Here is a 19633-nt window from a genome sequence, read left to right on the forward strand (position 1 = left end):
GTTCGGCGAATTGCGGCGGCATACCTGACCGGCCTGTGAGCCGCGCTCGGCAGGTTGCCTATCCGAACGAATGACGTTTCGGGTTCCTACTGCCCGAACCCCGTCAACCCGATCAGGCTTCCCGCCGCGAGCAGCCACAGCGGATGAATCTTGGTGCGTAACGCGAGCACGGCGCACACGCCGGTGATCGCCCACGCGATCCACGTCGGATCGGAGGCCTTCGTGATCAGCATCGCGCTCGCGGTCACGAGTCCCGCCGTGACCGGCACGAGCGCGCGCTGCGCAATGCGCCGCCATGGCCGGTCCTTGAAGCGGTCCCACGCGTGTAGCGCGGCCACCGTCACGAGCGAGGACGGCCCGAACTTCGCCACTGACGTCACGAGCATGCCGGGCCAGCCAGCCACATGCCAGCCCACGAGCGTCACGATCATCATGTTCGGCCCAGGCGCGGCCTGCGCGAGTGCGAAGAGCGCGCTGAACTCGCTCGCGGTCATCCAGTGATGCACTTCCACGACCTGGCGCTGCATCTCCGGCAGGATCGTGTTGCCGCCGCCGAACGCGAGCAGCGAGAGCTGGCTGAAGATCGTGGCGAGCGCGATTAGCGTGGCGCTCATCGTGCGTCTCCCGAGCGGCGGGCGGCGCGGGCCGCGACGGCGATGCCGATCGGCGTGAGCACGAGCATGGTGGGCAAGAGCGGCACGCGCAACAGGGCGATGGCGATGAAGCCGAGCAACGCGATTACGGCGGCGGCCGGCTCGCGGCGCAGCGGCAGCACGATCTTCACGGCCATGGCGACCAGCAGCCCGGCCGCGGAGGCGGCCAGGCCGACGAACAGGTGCCGCACATGCGGGTCGTTCTGCGTGCGCTCGTAGAGCACGCCTAGCCCGATCACGACGAGCGACGGGCCCGCGATCAGTCCGAGCAATCCGGCGACGGCGCCGCGCCAGCCCTTGAAGCGCATGCCGAGCGCCACGGAAAGGTTGATCACGTTGCCGCCCGGCAGGAATTGGCACAGGCCAAGCAGATCGGTGAATTCGGAGGCCGAGAGCCAGCGGCGCTGCTCGACAATGGTGCGGCGCGCGAGCGGCAGCGCGCCGCCGAAGGAGGTGAAGCCGAGGCCGAGAAAGCCAAGGAACAGATCGCGCACGCTGGGTGTGCGGGGCGCTTCGTTGTTGAGAGTGACGTTGGCCTCGGACGAGGCGGAGGCGGGATTGTGTTTCATGCAGAGACCTCGATGGCAAGTTCGAAGCGTAGCGCCGAACGCCCCTCGCGCAAAACGATTTCTCGGCCGGGTTCTTGTGACCTAGAATCACAAGCATGGCTCGCTCCCTTCCTCCCTTTCCCGCGCTGCGCGCGTTCGAAGCCGCGGCACGGCACAACAGCTTCACCGCCGCGGCGGCCGAGCTCCATGTGACTCATGGTGCAATCAGTCGCCAGGTTGCGGCGCTGGAGACGTGGGTGGGCGTGCAGGTGTTTCATCGGCATGGCAAGCGGGTCGCGCTGACCGAGGACGGGCGGCGCTATCTCGGAGCCGTGCAGGGCGCGTTCGAGAGCATCGCGCGCGCCACGACGGAACTGCGCGATACCGGCGTCGTCCACGTGCTGCGCGTGAATGCGCTGCCCACCTTCGCCATGAAGTGGCTGCTGCCGCGACTTTCGCAGTTCCAGCGTCTCGCGCCCAACGTCGAATTGCGCCTGGCCACTTCGAATGCGCCCGTCGAGACGCTCGATGCATTCGACGTTGCCGTGCGGCGCGGCCCGGCGCATTGGCCGGACTGCGCCAGCCGCTATTTTCTCGACGAAACGGAGTTGCCGGTGTGCAGTCCAGCGCTATTGAAGCGTACGCCGATCCAGTGCGCTAACGATCTCGCGCGCCATGTCCTGCTGCACTCGGATACGCGTCCCGACGCGTGGCGCACGTGGCTGGCCGCTGCCGGCGTCACGGCCAAGTGCAGGAAGAAGCAGTCGTTCGATCATTTCTATCTGGCCTTGCAGGCCGCCGAGGACGGCCTCGGCGTGGCGCTCGGCCCGCTGCCGCTGCTTGACGACGAACTGGCTTCGGGGCGGCTCGTCGCGCCGCTCGCCGGCCCGCACCTCGATGCGCGCGGCTATTGGTGGGTTGCCCGGCGCGAGGTCGCGGACGTGCCCGTCGTCGCGCAGTTCTGTCGATGGCTGGAGGAGCAGGCGAGTGCGCTGCCAGGCAGCACGAACGTGATGGGATGAGCGTGGGCGGGCGTTGCGCGCAAGCCACTCGCCTGAAAGCGCGAAGAAAGACTTGCGAGTGCGCCGGGCTTGCCCAGCGTGAGCGATGTGAGCGGCGCGAACGGTGCAAATGCCGCGCGCACCGGATCGTAGTGCAGCGCTTTTGCCGCGATGCTGCGGCGCACTCGAGCGCGGCGCGGGGCGCCGACGCTCGAGCGACGTCAAACATCAAAGATAGAACATGCGGTCTTCGTCGGGTTCGGGGCGGTTCGGATGTTCCTTCTCCGCTTCCTCGCCGCTGTCCTCATAGAACTTGAGCACGGCTTCGAGCACCTGGTCCGGGTCGTCGATCACCTGCATCAGGTCCATGTCTTCCGGATTGATGAGGCCCATCGGCACGAGCGCCGCGCGGAACCAGTCGAGCAGACCCTTCCAGAAGTCGGCGCCCACCAGAATGATGGGGACGTGGCGCGATTTCTTGGTCTGGATGAGCGTGAGCACCTCGGCCAGCTCGTCGAGCGTGCCGAAGCCGCCCGGCATCACGATCACGGCGTCGGAGTTCTTGACGAAGGTGACCTTGCGCGTGAAGAAATGACGAAAGCGCAGCGAGATGTCCTGCCACTGATTGCCCGACTGCTCGTGCGGCAACTCGATGTTCAGGCCCACGGAGGGCGACTTGCCCGCGTGCGCGCCCTGGTTGGCCGCTTCCATGATGCCGGGGCCGCCGCCGGAGATCACGGCGAAGCCCGCGTCCGACACTTTTCCCGCGATCGTTTTGGCGAGCTGGTAGTACGGCGAGTCCGGTTTCAGGCGTGCAGAACCGTAGATGCTGACCGCTGGCCGGATCTCGGACAGGTATTCGGTCGCCTCGATAAACTCTGCCATAATCGTGAACATTTGCCACGATGCGCGCGCCTTCTTGGCCGTCGCGCGCTCTTGATCTGCGAGTGAACGCAGACTCGGAATCACTTTTCTCTTGTCCATAATGCCTGAAGAACTACGCGTGGATACAAAGTTACAGCTACACACTCGGCTGGAAGGTAAGACCCTGCTGCTGGTCGACGGTTCTAGCTATCTCTATCGTGCCTTCCATGCGATGCCGGATCTGCGCGGTCCTGACGGCGAACCCACAGGCGCGCTATACGGCATCATCAACATGCTGCGTCGCATGCGCAAGGACGTTACGGCAGAGTATAGCGCGTGCGTGTTCGATGCAAAGGGCAAGACGTTTCGTGATGACTGGTATCCGGAGTACAAGGCGAACCGGCCTTCCATGCCCGAGCCGCTCGCGGCGCAAATCGAGCCCATTCACGAAGCGGTGCGTGCGCTCGGCTGGCCGCTCCTGATGATCGAAGGCGTCGAGGCCGACGACGTGATCGGCACGCTCGCCTGCCAGGCGGAAAAGCATGGCATGAAGGTGGTCGTCTCCACCGGTGACAAAGACCTCGCGCAGCTCGTGACCGAGCACGTCACGCTCATCAACACGATGACCAACGAGATGCTCGACCGCGAAGGCGTGATCGCGAAGTTCGGCGTGCCGCCCGAGCGCATCGTCGACTATCTCTCGCTGATCGGCGACACCGTCGATAACGTGCCGGGCGTGAACAAGTGCGGCCCGAAGACGGCGGTGAAGTGGCTCACGCAGTACGGCACGCTCGACGGCATCGTCGGGCACGCCGATGAAATCAAGGGCGCCGTGGGCGGCTATCTGCGCGACGCGCTCGAATTCCTGCCGATGGCGAAGAAGCTCGTCACGGTCGAGACGTCATGCGATCTTTCTCCGCATCTGGAGTCGATCGAAGCTTCACTCGTCACGCGCGGCGAAGCGCGCGAAGAACTGCGCGATATCTTCGCGCGTCACGGCTTCAAGACCTGGCTGCGCGAAATCAATGAAGCCGATCAGACCGTGCCGGCCGCAACAACCGGCGATGCGCCCGAGAAAGATGCGGGCGTGCAGCCCGCGTTGCTCGTCGAGGTGCCGCGCCACTACGAAACGATCCAGACGTGGGCGCAGTTCGATGCGTGGCTCGGGAAGATCGAAGCGGCAAAGCTCACCGCGTTCGACACCGAGACCACCGCGCTCGATCCGATGGTCGCGAAGCTCGTCGGCATGTCGTTCTCGACCGAGCCGGGCAGCGGTGCGTATCTGCCGCTCGCGCATCGCGGGCCCGACGCGCCCGAGCAACTGCCGCTCGACGAGGTGCTCGCGCGCCTGAAGCCCTGGCTCGAAAGCGGGACGCACAAGAAGGTCGGCCAGCACATGAAGTACGACGAACAGGTGCTCGCGAATTACGGCATCGAGCTGAACGGCGTCGAATACGACACGCTGCTCGAATCGTACGTGCTCGAATCGCATCGCACGCACGACATGGACAGCCTCGCGCTGCGCCATCTCGGCATCAAGACGATCAAGTACGAGGAAGTCGCGGGCAAGGGCGCGCAGCAGATCGGCTTCGACGAAGTGCCGCTCGAAACGGCCGCTGAATACGCGGCCGAAGACGCCGATGTCACGCTGCAACTGCACCTCGCGCTCTATCCGCAGATCGCGCCCGAGAAGGGCCTCGACTACGTGTATCGCGAGATCGAGATGCCCACTTCGCGCGTGCTGCGCAAGATGGAGCGCAACGGCGTGCTGATCGACACGGAACGCCTTGAAAAGCAGAGCGCGGAAATTGCGGTGCGGCTCGTCGAACTCGAGCAGGGCGCCTATGCGCTCGCGGGCGGCGAGTTCAATCTCGGCTCGCCGAAGCAGATCGGCCAGATCTTCTTCGAGAAGCTGCAACTGCCGGTCGTGAAGAAGACGCCGAGCGGCGCGCCTTCCACCGACGAAGAAGTGCTGCAAAAACTCGCCGAAGATTATCCGCTGCCCAAGCTGCTGCTCGAGCATCGCGGCCTCGCCAAGCTCAAGTCCACGTATACCGACAAGCTGCCGCGCATGGTCAACGCGCAAACGGGCCGCGTGCACACGAATTACGCGCAGGCCGTGGCCGTGACGGGGCGTCTCGCCTCGAACGATCCGAATCTGCAGAACATTCCCGTGCGCACGGGCGAGGGCCGGCGCATTCGCGAGGCGTTCATCGCGCCGCCGGGCTGCAAGATCGTGTCTGCCGATTATTCGCAGATCGAACTGCGCATCATGGCGCACATTTCGGGCGACGAATCGCTGCTCGCGGCGTTCAAACGCGGCGATGACATTCACCGCGCCACGGCGGCGGAAGTGTTCAGCGTGACGCCGCTCGAAGTGAGCAACGACCAGCGGCGCATCGCGAAGGTCATCAACTTCGGGCTGATCTACGGCATGAGCGCGTTCGGGCTCGCGTCGAATCTCGGCATCACGCGCGACGCGGCCAAGCTCTATATCGACCGCTATTTCGCGCGTTATCCGGGTGTAGCGCGCTATATGGACGAGACGCGCATGGACGCGAAATCGCGCGGCTACGTCGAGACCGTGTTCGGCCGCCGCCTGTGGCTGCCTGAAATCAACGGCGGCAATGGTCCGCGCCGCCAGGCCGCCGAGCGCGCCGCCATCAACGCGCCGATGCAGGGCACGGCCGCCGATCTCATCAAGCTCTCGATGATCGCCGTGCAGAAGTGGCTCGACAAACGCAAGATCGGCACGAAGATGATCATGCAGGTCCACGACGAACTGGTGCTCGAAGTGCCCGACGAGGAGCTCTCCGAAGTGCGCAAGTGCCTGCCCGAACTGATGTGCTCGGTGGCGAAGCTGAAGGTGCCGCTCGTAGCCGAAGTAGGGGTGGGGGCGAACTGGGAAGAGGCGCACTGAAAGGCGTACTAAAGAGAGGCAGCGGGCGCGCATGAACGAGAAGCGCCCCGTCTGCGTGCATGCGCACCGAACGATCGTGCTTGCTGCCGTAACGAATCGGTCGGCGAAAGAGTCGTAACCAGGCCGTAACCGTAGCCGCGCCATTACGCAAGCGGCCGGTGCAGATGTCGTTAATGCGCACCGCGCGTCTTGCCGCGGTGCGCCGCGTCGGCCGACAATAAGCCGGAGACCGACGCCCGCGCTGCCGATGCGCGCCGATATTGAATATCGGATGAGCGTCGGACCTTCCATCGCCAGTCGACATGCACGGAGAGTCTATGCACCGCTTTATCGTTGTGGGAGGAGGCGCCGGAGGTCTCGAGCTGGCAACGCGGCTGGGCGATCGTTACGGCAAGGCGCATAAGGGACGCGTGCCACAGGCGAGCGTGACGCTGGTCGATCGCAATCCGACGCATATCTGGAAGCCGCTCTTGCACGAAGTGGCGGCGGGCAGCATGGACCCGTTCACGCAGGAGCTCGAGTACGCGGCGCAGGCGCGCTGGCATGGCTTCGAATTCCAGCAGGGCGAGCTGACCGGGCTCGACCGCACCGCAAAGCGCATCACGCTCGGCGCGGTGCAGGACGAGGACGGCGGCGAGATGCTGCCCGAGCGCGTGCTCGAATACGACACGCTCGTGCTCGCGATCGGCAGCACGACGCATTTCTTTGGCGTGCAGGGCGCGGCGGAAAACTCCATCGCGCTCGACACCGTCGCGCAGGCCGAGCGCTTTCGCAAGCGTCTCATCGCGGCGTGCATGCGCGCCGAGCATCAGGAACCGGAGCCCTGGATTCACGGTCAGCACGATCACGAAGGCAACGAAGTGCCGCGCGTGCAGATCGCGATCGTCGGCGCGGGCGCAACGGGCGTCGAGCTTTCCGCCGAGCTGCGCAACACCGCGCAGGTGCTCTCGGCCTACGGCCTGCACAAGCTCGATCCAAGCCATGACGTGGGCATCGTGCTGATCGAATCGGGGCCGCGCATTCTGCCTGCGTTGGCCGAGCGCGTGTCGTCGGCCACGGCCGAGCTGCTGCGCAAGCTCGGCGTGCGGATCATGACCGGCGAGCGCGTGATCGAAGTCGCGCCCGGCGTCGTGCGCACGGCGAGCGACAAGTCCGTGCGCGCCGACCTCACGGTCTGGGCGGCGGGCATCAAGGCTCCGGCGGTCCTCTCGCAGCTCGACGGTCTGCCCGTGAACCGGCTCGGCCAGCTGGTCGTGCGGCGCACGCTGCAAACCGAAATCGACGACAACATCTTCGCGCTCGGCGACTGCGCCGCCTGCGAGTGGCCTGGCAACGAGCGGGGCGTGCCGCCGCGCGCGCAGGCCGCGCATCAGCAGGCGTCGTTCCTGCTTCGTTCGATGGGCGACCGGCTCGCCGGCAAGCCGCTGCCCGAGTTCACGTATCGCGACTTCGGCTCGCTCGTCTCGCTCGGCCACTTCAGCGCGGTCGGCAATCTGATGGGCGGCCTGATCGGCGGCAGCATGCTGATCGAAGGGCTCTTCGCGCGCTTTATGTACATGTCGCTGTACCGGCTGCATATCGCGGCGCTGCACGGCTATGCGCGCATGGTGCTCGATACCTTCGCGCACTGGCTGCGGCGCACGACGCTGCCGCGCGTGAAGCTGCACTGACGCCGGCAAGGCGCCTGGTGAGGGCGCGGCGCCGGCTTGTATGGTTGTTTTGCGGTTCTTTTTGTATCGTGCTTTCGAAAGGAGCATCGCATGCTCAAACCTGAAGTCGACAGCCTCGTCCCGCACGTGCCGTTCGACCGGCGCACGTTCATCAAGGCCGCACTCGGCAGCGGTTTTGCCGTTGCGGTGCTGCCGGTCTCCGCGCAGACCATCCATACGGACAGCGTGGGCCTCGAAGCCGGCGAGATCGCGTTCGAGTCGAGCGGCACGCTGATTCCGGCATACCGCGCGCAGCCGCGCGGCAAGACCCATCTGCCGGTGATCATCGTGATCCACGAGATCTTCGGCGTGCACGAGCATATCGCCGACGTGTGCCGGCGCTTCGCTAAGCTCGGCTATCTGGCCATTGCACCGGATCTGTTCGAGCGCGAGGGCGATGCGTCCGTGTATCCGACCGTCCAGCAGATCGATCAGAACATCGTGAGCAAGGTGCCCGACGCGCAGGTGCTCGGCGACATCGACGCAGCGCTCGACTGGGCCGGCCAGCATGGCGGCGATCTCAAGCGCGTGGGCATCAACGGGTTTTGCTGGGGCGGGCGGTACGTATGGCTCTATGCCGAGCACAATCCGCATGTGAAGGCCGCGGTGTCATGGTATGGGCGCGTGGCCGGCAATCACACCGCGAATGCGCCGCAAAATCCGCTCGATCTCGCGGGCGAACTGCAGGTGCCGGTACTCGGGCTCTATGGGCGTCAGGACAACAGCATTCCGCAGGACACGCTCGAGCAGATGAAGGCCGCCATCGCGCAAGGGCCGCAGGGCGGCCGCGGCTCACAGTTCGTCGTCTACGATGACGCGGGCCATGCGTTCTTCGCCGATTACCGGCCAAGCTATCGCAAGGCCGATGCCGAGGATGGCTGGAAGCGTGCGATCGCGTGGTTCAAGGAGCACGGCGTCGGCTGATCTGATGGGGCCGCCGCCGTGCGAGGGCAAGCATGCTTGCGTTGGGCGTGAGCGATGGGCGAGCCTCAGGGGTTCGTGCCCGTCGCCACAGGCCGCGACGGATCCGAACACCATTCGCTCCACGAGCCCGCGTAGAGCGCCGCGCCGTGCATGCCGGCGATCTCCATGGCCAGCGCGTTGTGGCAGGCGGTCACGCCCGAGCCGCATTGGAGCGCCACGTGCTCCGGCGTCTTGCCCGGCAGCAGGGCGCCGAACTCGTCGCGCAGCGTGTGGGCGGACTTGAAGCGGCCGTCGGCGGTGAGGTTGTCCTTGAAGAAGCGGTTGAGCGCGCCGGGAATATGGCCGCCCACGGGATCGATCGTTTCGTTTTCGCCGCGATAGCGGTCGGCGGCGCGCGCGTCGATCACCGTGAGTTCATGCGTCGTGAGATTGCGCTCGATGGCCTGCGCATCGACGGTTACCTGTAGCGGCGCGCCGGCCTTGAAGGTGCCTTGCGTGGCCGCAGGGACATCCTTCGAGAGCGGGAAGCCGGCGGCCTCCCAGGCCTGCAGGCCGCCGTCGAGCACGGCGACCGAATCGTGGCCGAGCCAGCGCAGCAGCCACCAGAGCCGTGCCGCGTACATCCCGCCCTGCGCGTCATAGGTGACCACCTGCTGCCCCGCGTTGAGCCCCCAGCTCATGAGCGTGGCGACGAGCGATGCGCGATCGGGCAGCGGATGACGGCCGTTCTTCCCGGTCTTCGGGCCCGAGAGGTCGCGGTCGAGGTGGAGATAGCGCGCACCCGGCAGATGGCCGGCCGCGTAGGCGGCTTCGCCCGCGGCGGGATTGGCGAGATCGAAGCGGCAGTCGAAGACGAGCACGCTGCCAGGCGCCGCGGTGAGGCGCTCGTGGAGGTTGGCGGCCGAGATCAGCGTGGTGTAGTGCGTGTGGGGCATGACGGCTCCTTGAATCGTGCGTGGCCGGCGGTTCGCAGTGGTCTTTGCCGTGCCGGCCCGATGCCGTCAGTCTAAACAAAAAGACGGGCCGAAGCCCGTCTTTCCGTGTTGTGCCGATGCGCCCGCGAAGGCTGCGCTCAGATCGTGCCGAGCTCGCGCCGCAGGAACTCGTGGAAGTGCTGCATGCCGTCTTCCATCGGGCTCTGGTACGGGCCGACTTCCGAGACGCCACGCTCGAAGAGCGCGCGGCGGCCGGCGTCCATGCGCTCGGCGATCTCGTCGTCTTCGACGGCCGTTTCCATATAGGCGGCGCGCTCGGCATCGACGAACTCGCGCTCGAACAGCACGATTTCCTCGGGATAGTAGAACTCGACGATGTTCGTGGTTTTCTGCGTGCCGTTTGGGATCAGCCACGAGCAGATCAGCACATGCGGATACCACTCGATCATGAGACCCGGGTAGTACACCATCCAGATCGCACCGAACTCGGGCGGCTCGCCGTTACGGAAGCGCAGGACTTCGTCGTGCCATTTGCGGTACGTCGGGCTGCCAGGCTTGCCGAGCTGACTGTGCACGCCCACGGTCTGCACGCTGTACCACTCGCCGAACTCCCACTTCAGGTCGTCGCACGAGACGAACTGGCCCAGACCCGGGTGGAACGGCACGACGTGGTAGTCCTCCAGATAGACCTCGATGAAGGTCTTCCAGTTGTAGTTGCACTCGTGGATCTCGACGTGATCGAACATATAGTCCGTAAAGTCGAGATGTTTGGCCGGCCCAAGGCGTGCAAGATCGCGCGCGACGTCGCGCCCGGCCGACTCGAAGAGCAGGCCGTTCCACTTCTGCAGCGGCGTGCTGTTCAGGTTCAGGCAGGGCTTGTCCGCGAAGTGCGGCGCGCCGAGCAGTTCGCCCTTGAGGTCATAAGTCCAGCGATGCAGCGGACATACAATGTTGTCTGCCGTGCCGCGACCGTTTAGCATGATGGCCTGACGGTGGCGGCAGACATTCGAGAGCAGCTCGATCTCGTTGCTCTGGTTGCGAACGAGCACGCGACCCTCTTTCTCGCTGGGCAGCGCAAAATAATTCCCCGCCTCGGGCACCATCAATTCGTGGCCGACGTAGCGAGGACCTTTCTGGAAAAGCGTTTCGATCTCGCGCTTGAGAAGCGCTTCGTCAAAGTAAGCCGTGACTGGCAGCTGGCTGTGAATGGACTTCAGCTGCAATGCATTGCTCAGATTGGACATTCCCACTCCCGATGAAGACGTGAAAGCAGTGAACAACCCAACCATCGAAGATTCGATTTAGGGAGCCGGGCATTGTATCCTGGTTGCTCCCAGTGGGGTAGCTAAGTTGCTGATTTTTGCAGGAATTGCGTCGAGAAAACGCCAGGAATCGGGTACAAACCGCGACAATAAAGCGCAAAATGCGACCTTCCGGCACCGATTCGCGCCAGCCTTCGCCATGTGGCAGGGAGGGCACAGGAGCCGGCGAGCGGGGTGGGCTGGGGGCTTTTGCCGTAGAATGTCCGCCTTGTTTCATTTTGGCGACCACCCATGGCGAAATCCGCATCGAAAGACCGCGCCGGAACGGACGCAGGCACGGACGAACCGGCTGTGGCCGACTCCCTGCCGCAGAGCTACGAGGCGGGCCTCGCCGAGCTCGATGCGCTGGTGGCGCGCATGGAAGGCGGCAGCTTGAGCCTCGAAGAGTCGCTGGCCGCCTACCGCCGCGGCGCCGTACTGGTGAAGTTCTGCCAGCAGCAGCTCGAAAAAGTTGAACAACAGGTGCGCGTGCTCGACGGCGAAACGCTGCGGCCCGTGCCCCTCAATACGACAGGCAGTTCCGCCGCTGGCGGAGACGACGATCTATGACATTTGACCAATGGACCCGGCAGGTGCTCGACCGGGTCGAGAGCGCGCTCGATCACTATTTGCCGGCTGCCGACGTGCAGCCCGCGCCGCTGCACGACGCCATGCGCTATGCCGTGCTCGGCGGCGGCAAGCGCGTGCGCCCGCTGTTGTGCCATGCCGCGGGCGAACTGACCAGCGCGACGCCCGAGGCGCTCGACGCGGCGGCCTGCGCGCTGGAGATGATCCACGTCTACTCGCTCGTGCACGACGACATGCCCTGCATGGACGACGACGACATGCGCCGCGGCAAGCCCACCGTACACGTCAAATATGACGAACCGACGGCGCTGCTGGTCGGCGACGCGTTGCAGTCGCAAGCTTTCGTCACGCTGACGTCGGATGTGCCGGGTCTGGGTGATCAGGCGCGGCGCCAGGCAGCGCTCGTGCGCGAGCTCGCGCTTGCGAGCGGCTCGATCGGCATGGCCGGCGGCCAGGCGATCGACCTCGCGAGTGTGGGCCATTCGCTCACGCGCGCCGAGCTCGAAACGATGCACCGTCTGAAGACCGGCGCGCTGCTGCGCGCCGCCGTGCGCATGGGCGCGCTAGCCGGCGCAACGCCGTCGGCCGACACGCTCGCCGCGCTCGACAAGTATGCAGCGGCCGTGGGCCTCGCCTTCCAGGTGGTGGACGACATTCTCGACGTCACCGCCGACTCGGCCACTCTGGGCAAGACCGCTGGCAAGGACGCGAAGGACGGCAAGCCGACCTACGTCTCGATCATCGGCCTTGATGCTTCACGTGTGCTCGCGCAGCAGTTGCGCGCCGACGCGCACGCGGCGCTTGAACCGTTCGGCACGCGCGCGCAGCGCCTCGCCGAGCTCGCTGATCTGGTTGTGAACCGGGTGAGCTGATTGCGCCAACCCGCCCGCGCGCATGAACGGAAAGTCATGTCATGCGCGGACAGAAGTGCGGGAGCGCTCGATTTCCTACAATGGAACGACGATGTACGACTTGCTGAAAACCATTGACGACCCGGCGGATTTGCGCCGCCTCGATCGCCGCCAGTTGCAACCGCTCGCCGACGAACTGCGTGCCTTCGTCCTCGACAGCGTCTCGCAAACGGGCGGCCACCTGTCGTCCAACCTCGGTACGGTCGAGTTGACGATCGCGCTGCACTACGTGTTCGACACGCCGCGCGACCGCATCGTCTGGGACGTGGGCCATCAGACCTATCCGCACAAGATCCTGACGGGCCGCCGCGACCAGATGTCCACGCTGCGCCAGTTCGGCGGCATCTCCGGTTTCCCGAAGCGCGACGAGTCCGAATACGACACGTTCGGCACCGCCCACTCGAGCACCTCGATCTCGGCGGCGCTTGGCATGGCCGTCGCGAGCAAGCTCAAGGGCGAGAACGCCATGGGCATCGCCGTGATCGGTGACGGCGCAATGACCGCCGGCATGGCCTTCGAGGCGATGAACAACGCGGGCGTCGAAGACGACGTGCCGCTGCTCGTCATCCTCAACGACAACGACATGTCGATTTCGCCGCCCGTGGGCGCGCTCAATCGCCATCTCGCACGCCTGATGTCGGGCCGCTTCTACGCCGCCGCGCGTGCGGGCGTGGAGCGCGTGCTGCGCCATGCGCCGCCGGTGCTCGACCTCGCGCGCAAGCTCGAAGAGCACGCGAAGGGCATGATCGTGCCGGCCACGCTGTTCGAGGAATTCGGCTTTAACTACATCGGGCCGATCGACGGCCACGATCTCGATTCGCTGATCCCCACGTTGCAGAACATCAAGGAGCTGCGCGGCCCGCAATTCCTGCACGTGGTGACGAAGAAAGGCCAGGGCTACAAGCTCGCCGAAGCCGACCCGGTTCTCTACCACGGTCCCGGCAAGTTCAACCCGGCCGAAGGCATCAAGCCGTCGACGGCGCCGAGCAAGAAGACCTATACGCAGGTCTTCGGCGAATGGCTCTGCGACGCGGCCGAGCTCGACTCGCGCGTGGTCGGCATCACGCCGGCGATGCGCGAAGGCTCGGGCCTCGTCGAGTTCGAGAAGCGCTTCCCGGACCGCTATTACGACGTCGGCATTGCCGAGCAGCACGCGGTGACGTTCGCGGGCGGTCTCGCGGCCGAGGGCCTCAAGCCCGTCGTCGCGATCTACTCGACCTTCCTGCAGCGCGCCTACGACCAGCTGATTCACGACGTGGCGCTGCAGAACCTGCCCGTGGTGTTCGCGATCGACCGCGCGGGCCTCGTCGGCGCCGATGGCGCGACGCACGCGGGCGCCTACGACCTCGCGTTCATGCGCTGCATCCCGAACATGATGGTCATGGCGGCGTCGGACGAAAACGAATGCCGCCAGATGCTCTACACGGCGCTCCAGCAGGATTGCCCGACGGCCGTGCGCTATCCGCGCGGCGCGGGCACGGGCGTCGCGACCGTCAAGCAAATGGCCGCGCTGCCGGTGGGCAAGGGCGAAGTTCGCCGCGAAAGCAATGCACCCGCAGGCAAGCGCGTCGCGATCCTCGCGTTCGGGACGATGGTTGCGCCGTCGCTCAAGGCCGCCGAGGAGCTGGACGCCACCGTGGCGAACATGCGCTTCGTGAAGCCGCTCGACGCGGCGCTCGTGCGCCAGCTCGCCGAGACGCACGACTACCTCGTGACCGTCGAGGAAGGCTGCATCATGGGCGGTGTGGGCTCGGCCTGCGTGGAAGCCCTGCTTGAAAGTGGGGTTATCAAGCCCGTACTACAATTAGGCCTCCCCGACCGCTTCATCGACCACGGCGACCCGGCCAAACTGCTGGCCGGCTGCGGCCTCGACGCGGCAGGGATCGCGAAGTCGATTCGCGAGCGTTTCCTCGACAAAGCCGCGAGCGCGTCCGGCAAGTCGGTGATGCGCGTCGCCTGAGTGGGATAGCGCCTTGCGGCGTGGCCGGCCTCGCATGATCTGGCCGGCTCGCGAGCCGCGGCAGTCCATTCACAATTGAACCGGCGGCCGGGTTGCAGACCCGGTTTCGCCAGCCAGCGCCGGCTCTTGCCGGCGCTTGCCATTTGCGCGCCGCCAGTTTGTTGGCGCGGCCTGAGGACAAGAACATGAATCAGATGAACCCGGCCTTCGTGATGCCGGACGTCCAGAGCTCCGTCGATACCCGTCAGATCCCGATCCAGCGCGTGGGCGTGAAGGGCGTGCGCCATCCGCTGACCGTGAAGACGGGCGCGGGCGACGTCCAGCCGAGCGTCGGCATGTGGAACCTCGACGTTCATCTGCCGGCGGACCAGAAGGGCACGCACATGTCGCGCTTCGTGGCGCTGCTCGAAGAAAACAAGGTGCCGCTCGAACCGGCGACGTTCCGCACGATGCTGGCCGCGATGCTCGAGAAGCTCGAGGCGCAGGCGGGCCGCATCGAAGTCTCGCTGCCGTACTTCGTGAAGAAGGTCGCGCCGGTCTCGGGCGTGGAAAGTCTGCTGGACTACGAAGTGACGCTCACGGGCGACGTGCGCAACGCTCAGACGCGCCTCTTCCTGAAAGTGCTCGTGCCTGTGACGAGCCTGTGCCCGTGCTCGAAGAAGATCTCGCAGTACGGCGCGCACAACCAGCGCTCGCACGTGACGATCGATGCCGAGCTCGCGGGCGATCTGCCCGTGGAAGACCTCATCCGGATTGCCGAAGAAGAGGCGTCGTGCGAACTCTGGGGCCTGCTCAAGCGCCCCGACGAGAAGTTCGTGACGGAGCGCGCGTACGAGAATCCGAAGTTCGTCGAGGATCTCGTGCGCGACGTGGCCGTGCGCCTGAACGCCGATGCGCGCGTGATCGCCTATACGCTCGAAGCCGAGAATTTCGAATCGATCCACAATCACAGTGCGTATGCCGTGATCGAGCACGACAAGCGCGTGGCGGGCTGATCGTCAAGCCGATCGCGCCGCGACAGACGCCAGATGCAAGAAAGCCGCCCACGAAAGGGCGGCTTTTTCATTGGCGCGAGGCTTTTACTGCTGCGCGAGCGACGCCAGATCCCAGCGCGGCTTCACCGTGAACGCGTAGTCGCGCGTGGCCTGCTCGGGCCAGCGCGCGAGACGTAGCGCGCCCGCGAGCGCGATCATTGCGCCGTTATCGGTGCACAGCGAAAGATCGGGGTAGTGGACTTCGAAGCCGCGCTTTTGCGCCGCGGCCGAAAGCGTTTCGCGCAACTGCTTGTTCGCGCCCACGCCGCCCGCTACCACGAGGCGCTTCATCTTCGTGCGCTTGAGCGCGGCGATCGACTTGGCGGCGAGCACGTCGACGGCGGCATCGACGAAGCCGCGCGCGATATCGGCCTTGCCTTGCTCGCAGATGTTCGGGCCGAGCTTCTTCACGTGCGTGAGCACGGCCGTCTTGAGGCCGCTGAAGCTGAAGTCGAGGTCGCCCGAATGCAGCATCGGGCGCGGCAGCTCGATGGCGCCCGGCGTGCCGAATTCGGCGAGACGTGAGACTTCCGGGCCGCCCGGATAGCCGAGGCCGAGCAGCTTGGCGGTCTTGTCGAACGCTTCGCCTGCGGCGTCGTCGAGCGTTTCGCCGAGGGTCTCGTAGACGCCCACGTCGGTCACGCGCATCAACTGCGTGTGGCCGCCCGAGACGAGCAGCGCGACGAAGGGAAAGGGCGGCGGCGCGTCGACGAGCAACGGCGAGAGCAGATGTCCTTCGAGATGGTGGATGCCGACGGTCGGCCGGTTCCACGCCATGGCGAGCGCGTTGGCGACGCTCGCGCCCACCAGCAGCGCGCCGGCGAGCCCGGGGCCCTGGGTGAAGGCAATGGCGTCGATGTCGCCGCGCGCGGCGCCGCTCTTCGCGAGCACTTCCTCGAGCAGCGGCAGCGCGCGGCGGATATGGTCGCGCGAGGCGAGTTCGGGCACGACGCCGCCGTACTCGCGGTGCATGGCGATCTGCGAGTGCAGGGCGTGGGCGAGCAGGCCGCGCTCGCTGTCGTAGAGCGCGAGGCCGGTTTCGTCGCAGGAGCTTTCGATGCCGAGAACGAGCATGGTGGGGCGTGCGGCGGCACGGGCGCCTGGCAACGAAGCCAGGCGAAAAACCGCCGCTAAATCAAAGTGAAAGGCGAACTTTAAAGTATAGCAGCGCGGGCGAAACCCGGCTGGGGGCGTCCGGCGCGCACGGGACCAACCCTGCGCCACCGCGGCGGCGGGCGCAGGTAGAATGCGCGCCATGGAATCATTCGACATCGCCGTGATCGGCGCAGGCGCGGCCGGCATGATGTGCGCGGCGGTGGCCGGTCAGCAGGGCCGCCGCGTGGCGCTGATCGACCACGCGCCGCGACTCGCGGAAAAAATCCGCATCTCGGGCGGCGGACGCTGCAACTTCACGAATCTGCACGCGAGCCCCGCCAACTATCTCTCGAACAACCCGCATTTCTGCCGCTCGGCGCTCGCGCGCTATACGCCGCGCGACTTCCTCGCGCTCCTGCGCCAGCATCGCGTGACCTGGCACGAGAAGCACAAGGGCCAGCTCTTTTGCGACCAGTCGAGCGAGGCGATCATCGACGTGCTGCGCGCCGAGTGCGACGCCGGCGGCGTGGCATGGCGCCGCCCGCTGCCGGTCGAGGCGGTGAGCCATGCCGACGGCGCGGGCTTCACGCTCGGCACGCCGCAGGGGCCGATTGGCGCGAAAGCGCTGGTGATCGCCACGGGCGGTCTGTCGATCCCGAAGATCGGCGCGACCGATTTCGCTTATCGAATCGCAAAGCAGTTTGGCCACAAGCTCGTCGATACCCGTCCCGCGCTCGTGCCGCTCACGTTCGCGCAGCAGGACTGGGCGCCCTACGTGCCGCTCGCGGGCGTCTCGCTCGAGGTGCACGTGGCGACCGGCGAGCGCAAGACCGGCGGCGCCTTCGACGAGGATCTGCTGTTCACGCACCGCGGCCTTTCCGGGCCCGGAGTGCTGCAGATTTCGAGCTACTGGCAGCCGGGTCAGCCGATTCGCGTGAATCTGCTGCCCGAGCGCGCCGCGACCGATGCGCTGATCGAGGCGAAGGGCGTGACGAAGCGCCAGATCGGCAACCTGCTCGCCGAGTGGGTGCCGACGCGCCTCGCGCACGCCTGGCTCGATACGCATCAGGTGCCGCTGGAAGCGCGACTTGCCGATCTGCCCGACAAGACGCTGCGCCGCATCGGCGAGGGGCTCGCGCAATGGACGCTGACGCCGACCGGCACCGAAGGCTACAAGAAGGCCGAAGTGACGCGCGGCGGCGTGGATACGCGCGAGCTCTCGTCCGCGACGATGATGAGCCAGCGCGTGCCGGGCCTGTACTTCGTGGGCGAGGCCGTCGACGTGACGGGCTGGCTCGGCGGCTACAACTTCCAGTGGGCGTGGGCTTCCGGGGTGGCCGCCGGCGAGGCCGCGGCAGAGTTCACGACGGCGGCGGGCAAGGTCTGACGTTCGCTAGCGGCGGCATCGCACGATTACGATTTCGACGGACGCGGCGCGTCGAGTCTCGGGGGGCTTGACGCTTGTCATTGTTGACCTGGCGGTGGAGGTTCACGCTGGAACACTGATCCATTGGGAAGAGGTGCGAAACGTGAATCAACCAGATCAACAGGAAGAGTGGGTGCAGTGCGGCGTGCCGCTACGGCGCATCATGATTGCGGTGGACGATTCGAAGGCGTCGATGCAGGCGCTGCGCTTTGCGGCGCGAGTGGCGCCGCGCGACGCCGACGTGCGCATCGTCTGCGCCGCCGAGCAGCCGCGCGCCTGGCAGGCCGGCGGTGCCTATACGGCGGGCGACGCCTGGCTCAAGGACACGCTCGCGGCCGCGCGCCAGGAGTTGCGACTCGAAGCCGAGCGCACGCTCGAGCAGGCCATGGCCGCGTTCGACGGACAAGTCGCATCGGTTTCGGGACACGTGCTCAATCTCTCCGGCGAGGCCGGCGCGGTGGTCCACGCATTGAGCGCGGCGGCCAGCGAATGGCAGGCCGACGTGCTGATCGTCGGCGCTCGCCATCGCGGGCGCATGAAGCGCTGGGTGGACGGCTCGGTGTCGGGCGCGCTGGCCGTTTGTGCGCCGTGCCCGCTGCTGGTCGTGCCGGCCGAATACGAGACCTGCGGCGAGCCGCGCTTCGCGCGCATGCTGGTGGCGACGGACGGCAGCGAGGCATCCGCGCAGGCGATCGAGGCGGCCATGCGGCTCGTCGAGCCGCAAATCGCGTTGCGAGCGATCTATGTTGTCGACCGCAGCAGCGTGGCCGGCGGTCCGGTGGCCGCGCCGGGGCTCGAGGAAACGCTCACCGGGGTCGGGCGCAACGCGCTCGCCGCTGCGCGCGAGCAACTCGAGCCGGCTGGCTGCGCCTGCGAAACGGCGCTCGTGGCGACCGGCCTCATGCGCGACGACATCGCCCACGCCGTCCTGCGCGACGCCGAGCACTGGAACGCCGATCTGGTCGTGCTGGGCACGCATGGTCGCCGCGGCGTCGCGCGCTGGCTGCTTGGCAGCGTGGCCCAGCGTGCCGTCGAGATCACGCATCTGCCGTTGTTGCTCGTCGGGCCTGGCGAAGGCTGATGGGCCGCGCAAGCTGCATCGGCTCTCTCTTTTGGGAAGCAGGCCGGGCAGTTCGCGCGCTTGGGGCGTGCAGTGGGCTGGTCTGGTTTGGCTATTCTCGCGGCCCGCGTCAGGTTCTTCGGGCACACTGATTCCGGTCCGTGAAGCCGCATCGAAGCCGTTCCGAAGCCCTTTGACAAGCGATAAACGAAGCAGCAAACGAAGCGGCGAACATGGGCCTGCGGGCCGCCGGGATTGGGGTTTCTCCCCCAGCCGGTCACACAATGGGCAAGCAGGGAACTGCTATACTTGATTCTCTTTACCTCCTGATCCGTTATTGGAAAATGACGACCATCCGCGTAAAAGAAAACGAACCCTTTGAAGTTGCCATGCGCCGCTTCAAGCGCACGATCGAGAAGAATGGTCTCTTGACCGAGCTTCGTGCGCGAGAGTTTTACGAAAAGCCTACGGCTGAGCGCAAGCGCAAGAAGGCAGCGGCGGTGAAGCGCCACTTCAAGCGCCTTCGCAGCCAGATGCTGCCCAAGAAGCTGTACTGATTTCCGCGTCGCCATGGCTTCCGTCTATCTGGAATTCCCATGGCAACGCAAGCAGCCGGCACTGCCGCCGGGCCCGTCCGGAAACCCGGACCGGAGCGGCAACAAGGCCTGCGCTGTCTATATGGTGTGGCCGCAGCTGTGTCGAAT

At 66.0% G+C, this 19633-nt stretch carries 17 protein-coding genes; 11 read left to right on the plus strand and 6 right to left on the minus strand.

Annotated features, from left to right (window positions below):
- Window positions 1–86 precede the first annotated feature (86 nt).
- Both U5775_RS33170 and U5775_RS33175 read right to left on the minus strand, forming a co-directional pair.
- Window positions 87–614, minus strand: coding sequence for a chromate transporter (locus U5775_RS33170; RefSeq protein WP_322062361.1), 528 nt, complete (start codon window positions 612–614; stop codon window positions 87–89).
- Window positions 611–1222, minus strand: coding sequence for a chromate transporter (locus tag U5775_RS33175; protein ID WP_322062362.1), 612 nt, complete (start codon window positions 1220–1222; stop codon window positions 611–613). The genes U5775_RS33170 and U5775_RS33175 overlap by 4 nt, the downstream gene beginning before the upstream one ends.
- 95 nt (window positions 1223–1317) lie before the next feature.
- Here U5775_RS33175 and U5775_RS33180 point away from each other — a divergent pair, with 95 nt between their 5' ends.
- Window positions 1318–2223 carry a transcriptional regulator GcvA gene (locus tag U5775_RS33180; protein WP_322062363.1) on the plus strand — a complete coding sequence of 302 codons (906 nt, stop codon included), beginning with the start codon at window positions 1318–1320 and terminating at the stop codon, window positions 2221–2223.
- 207 nt (window positions 2224–2430) lie between these two features.
- Here U5775_RS33180 and U5775_RS33185 read toward each other — a convergent pair whose 3' ends face one another.
- Entirely contained in the window at window positions 2431–3186 is a 756-nt protein-coding gene (locus tag U5775_RS33185) for a TIGR00730 family Rossman fold protein (protein ID WP_322062364.1), read from the minus strand.
- A 1-nt stretch (window position 3187) separates the two neighbouring features.
- Here U5775_RS33185 and polA point away from each other — a divergent pair, with 1 nt between their 5' ends.
- The 3 genes from polA (at window position 3188) to U5775_RS33200 (ending at window position 8619) form a co-directional block, all read left to right on the plus strand.
- Window positions 3188–5986 (plus strand): DNA polymerase I, encoded by a 2799-nt coding sequence (gene polA, locus U5775_RS33190; RefSeq protein ID WP_322062410.1) that lies wholly within the window; start codon window positions 3188–3190, stop codon window positions 5984–5986.
- Between the two features lie 317 nt (window positions 5987–6303).
- A complete protein-coding gene (locus tag U5775_RS33195) occupies window positions 6304–7656 on the plus strand; it encodes an NAD(P)/FAD-dependent oxidoreductase (protein ID WP_322062365.1) in 1353 nt (450 codons plus the stop codon).
- A gap of 90 nt (window positions 7657–7746) precedes the next feature.
- The gene (locus U5775_RS33200; RefSeq protein ID WP_322062366.1) at window positions 7747–8619 is read left to right on the plus strand and encodes a dienelactone hydrolase family protein; all 873 of its coding nucleotides are present in this window, start codon (window positions 7747–7749) and stop codon (window positions 8617–8619) included.
- 65 nt (window positions 8620–8684) lie between these two features.
- On the opposite strand, the gene U5775_RS33205 is transcribed toward U5775_RS33200, so the two are convergent.
- Together U5775_RS33205 and U5775_RS33210 are read right to left on the minus strand one after the other, a co-directional pair.
- Window positions 8685–9554, minus strand: a complete 870-nt coding sequence (locus U5775_RS33205; protein ID WP_322062367.1) for a sulfurtransferase — start codon at window positions 9552–9554, stop codon at window positions 8685–8687.
- A 137-nt stretch (window positions 9555–9691) separates the two neighbouring features.
- The gene (locus tag U5775_RS33210; RefSeq protein ID WP_322062368.1) at window positions 9692–10798 is read right to left on the minus strand and encodes an aromatic ring-hydroxylating dioxygenase subunit alpha; all 1107 of its coding nucleotides are present in this window, start codon (window positions 10796–10798) and stop codon (window positions 9692–9694) included.
- Between the two features lie 309 nt (window positions 10799–11107).
- Between U5775_RS33210 and U5775_RS33215 the strand changes: the two genes are divergently transcribed.
- From U5775_RS33215 to folE2, 4 genes are all read left to right on the plus strand, one after another.
- Window positions 11108–11425 carry an exodeoxyribonuclease VII small subunit gene (locus tag U5775_RS33215; protein ID WP_322062369.1) on the plus strand — a complete coding sequence of 106 codons (318 nt, stop codon included), beginning with the start codon at window positions 11108–11110 and terminating at the stop codon, window positions 11423–11425.
- Window positions 11422–12315, plus strand: coding sequence for a farnesyl diphosphate synthase (locus U5775_RS33220; RefSeq protein WP_322062370.1), 894 nt, complete (start codon window positions 11422–11424; stop codon window positions 12313–12315). Before U5775_RS33215 ends, U5775_RS33220 begins: the two co-directional genes overlap by 4 nt.
- A gap of 91 nt (window positions 12316–12406) precedes the next feature.
- Window positions 12407–14314: a 1-deoxy-D-xylulose-5-phosphate synthase gene (dxs, locus tag U5775_RS33225; RefSeq protein ID WP_322062371.1), complete on the plus strand. Its 1908-nt coding sequence runs from the start codon at window positions 12407–12409 to the stop codon at window positions 14312–14314.
- Window positions 14315–14499: 185 nt separating this feature from the next.
- Window positions 14500–15309, plus strand: coding sequence for a GTP cyclohydrolase FolE2 (gene folE2, locus U5775_RS33230; protein WP_322062372.1), 810 nt, complete (start codon window positions 14500–14502; stop codon window positions 15307–15309).
- A gap of 84 nt (window positions 15310–15393) precedes the next feature.
- Here the strand turns inward: folE2 and tsaD are convergent, their stop codons facing one another.
- Window positions 15394–16422 carry a tRNA (adenosine(37)-N6)-threonylcarbamoyltransferase complex transferase subunit TsaD gene (tsaD, locus tag U5775_RS33235; RefSeq protein WP_322062373.1) on the minus strand — a complete coding sequence of 343 codons (1029 nt, stop codon included), beginning with the start codon at window positions 16420–16422 and terminating at the stop codon, window positions 15394–15396.
- A gap of 181 nt (window positions 16423–16603) precedes the next feature.
- On the opposite strand from tsaD, the gene U5775_RS33240 reads away from it, so the two are divergent.
- The 3 genes from U5775_RS33240 (at window position 16604) to rpsU (ending at window position 19486) form a co-directional block, all read left to right on the plus strand.
- Window positions 16604–17830, plus strand: coding sequence for an NAD(P)/FAD-dependent oxidoreductase (locus U5775_RS33240; protein WP_322062374.1), 1227 nt, complete (start codon window positions 16604–16606; stop codon window positions 17828–17830).
- 142 nt (window positions 17831–17972) lie between these two features.
- Complete coding sequence (locus U5775_RS33245; protein ID WP_322062375.1) at window positions 17973–18950, plus strand: universal stress protein; 978 nt, start codon at window positions 17973–17975, stop codon at window positions 18948–18950.
- 323 nt (window positions 18951–19273) lie between these two features.
- A complete protein-coding gene (rpsU, locus tag U5775_RS33250; protein ID WP_013434742.1) occupies window positions 19274–19486 on the plus strand; it encodes a 30S ribosomal protein S21 in 213 nt (70 codons plus the stop codon).
- Window positions 19487–19633 lie beyond the last annotated feature (147 nt).

It is taken from the genome of Paraburkholderia sp. J63 (assembly GCF_905220245.1).
Taxonomy (GTDB): domain Bacteria; phylum Pseudomonadota; class Gammaproteobacteria; order Burkholderiales; family Burkholderiaceae; genus Paraburkholderia.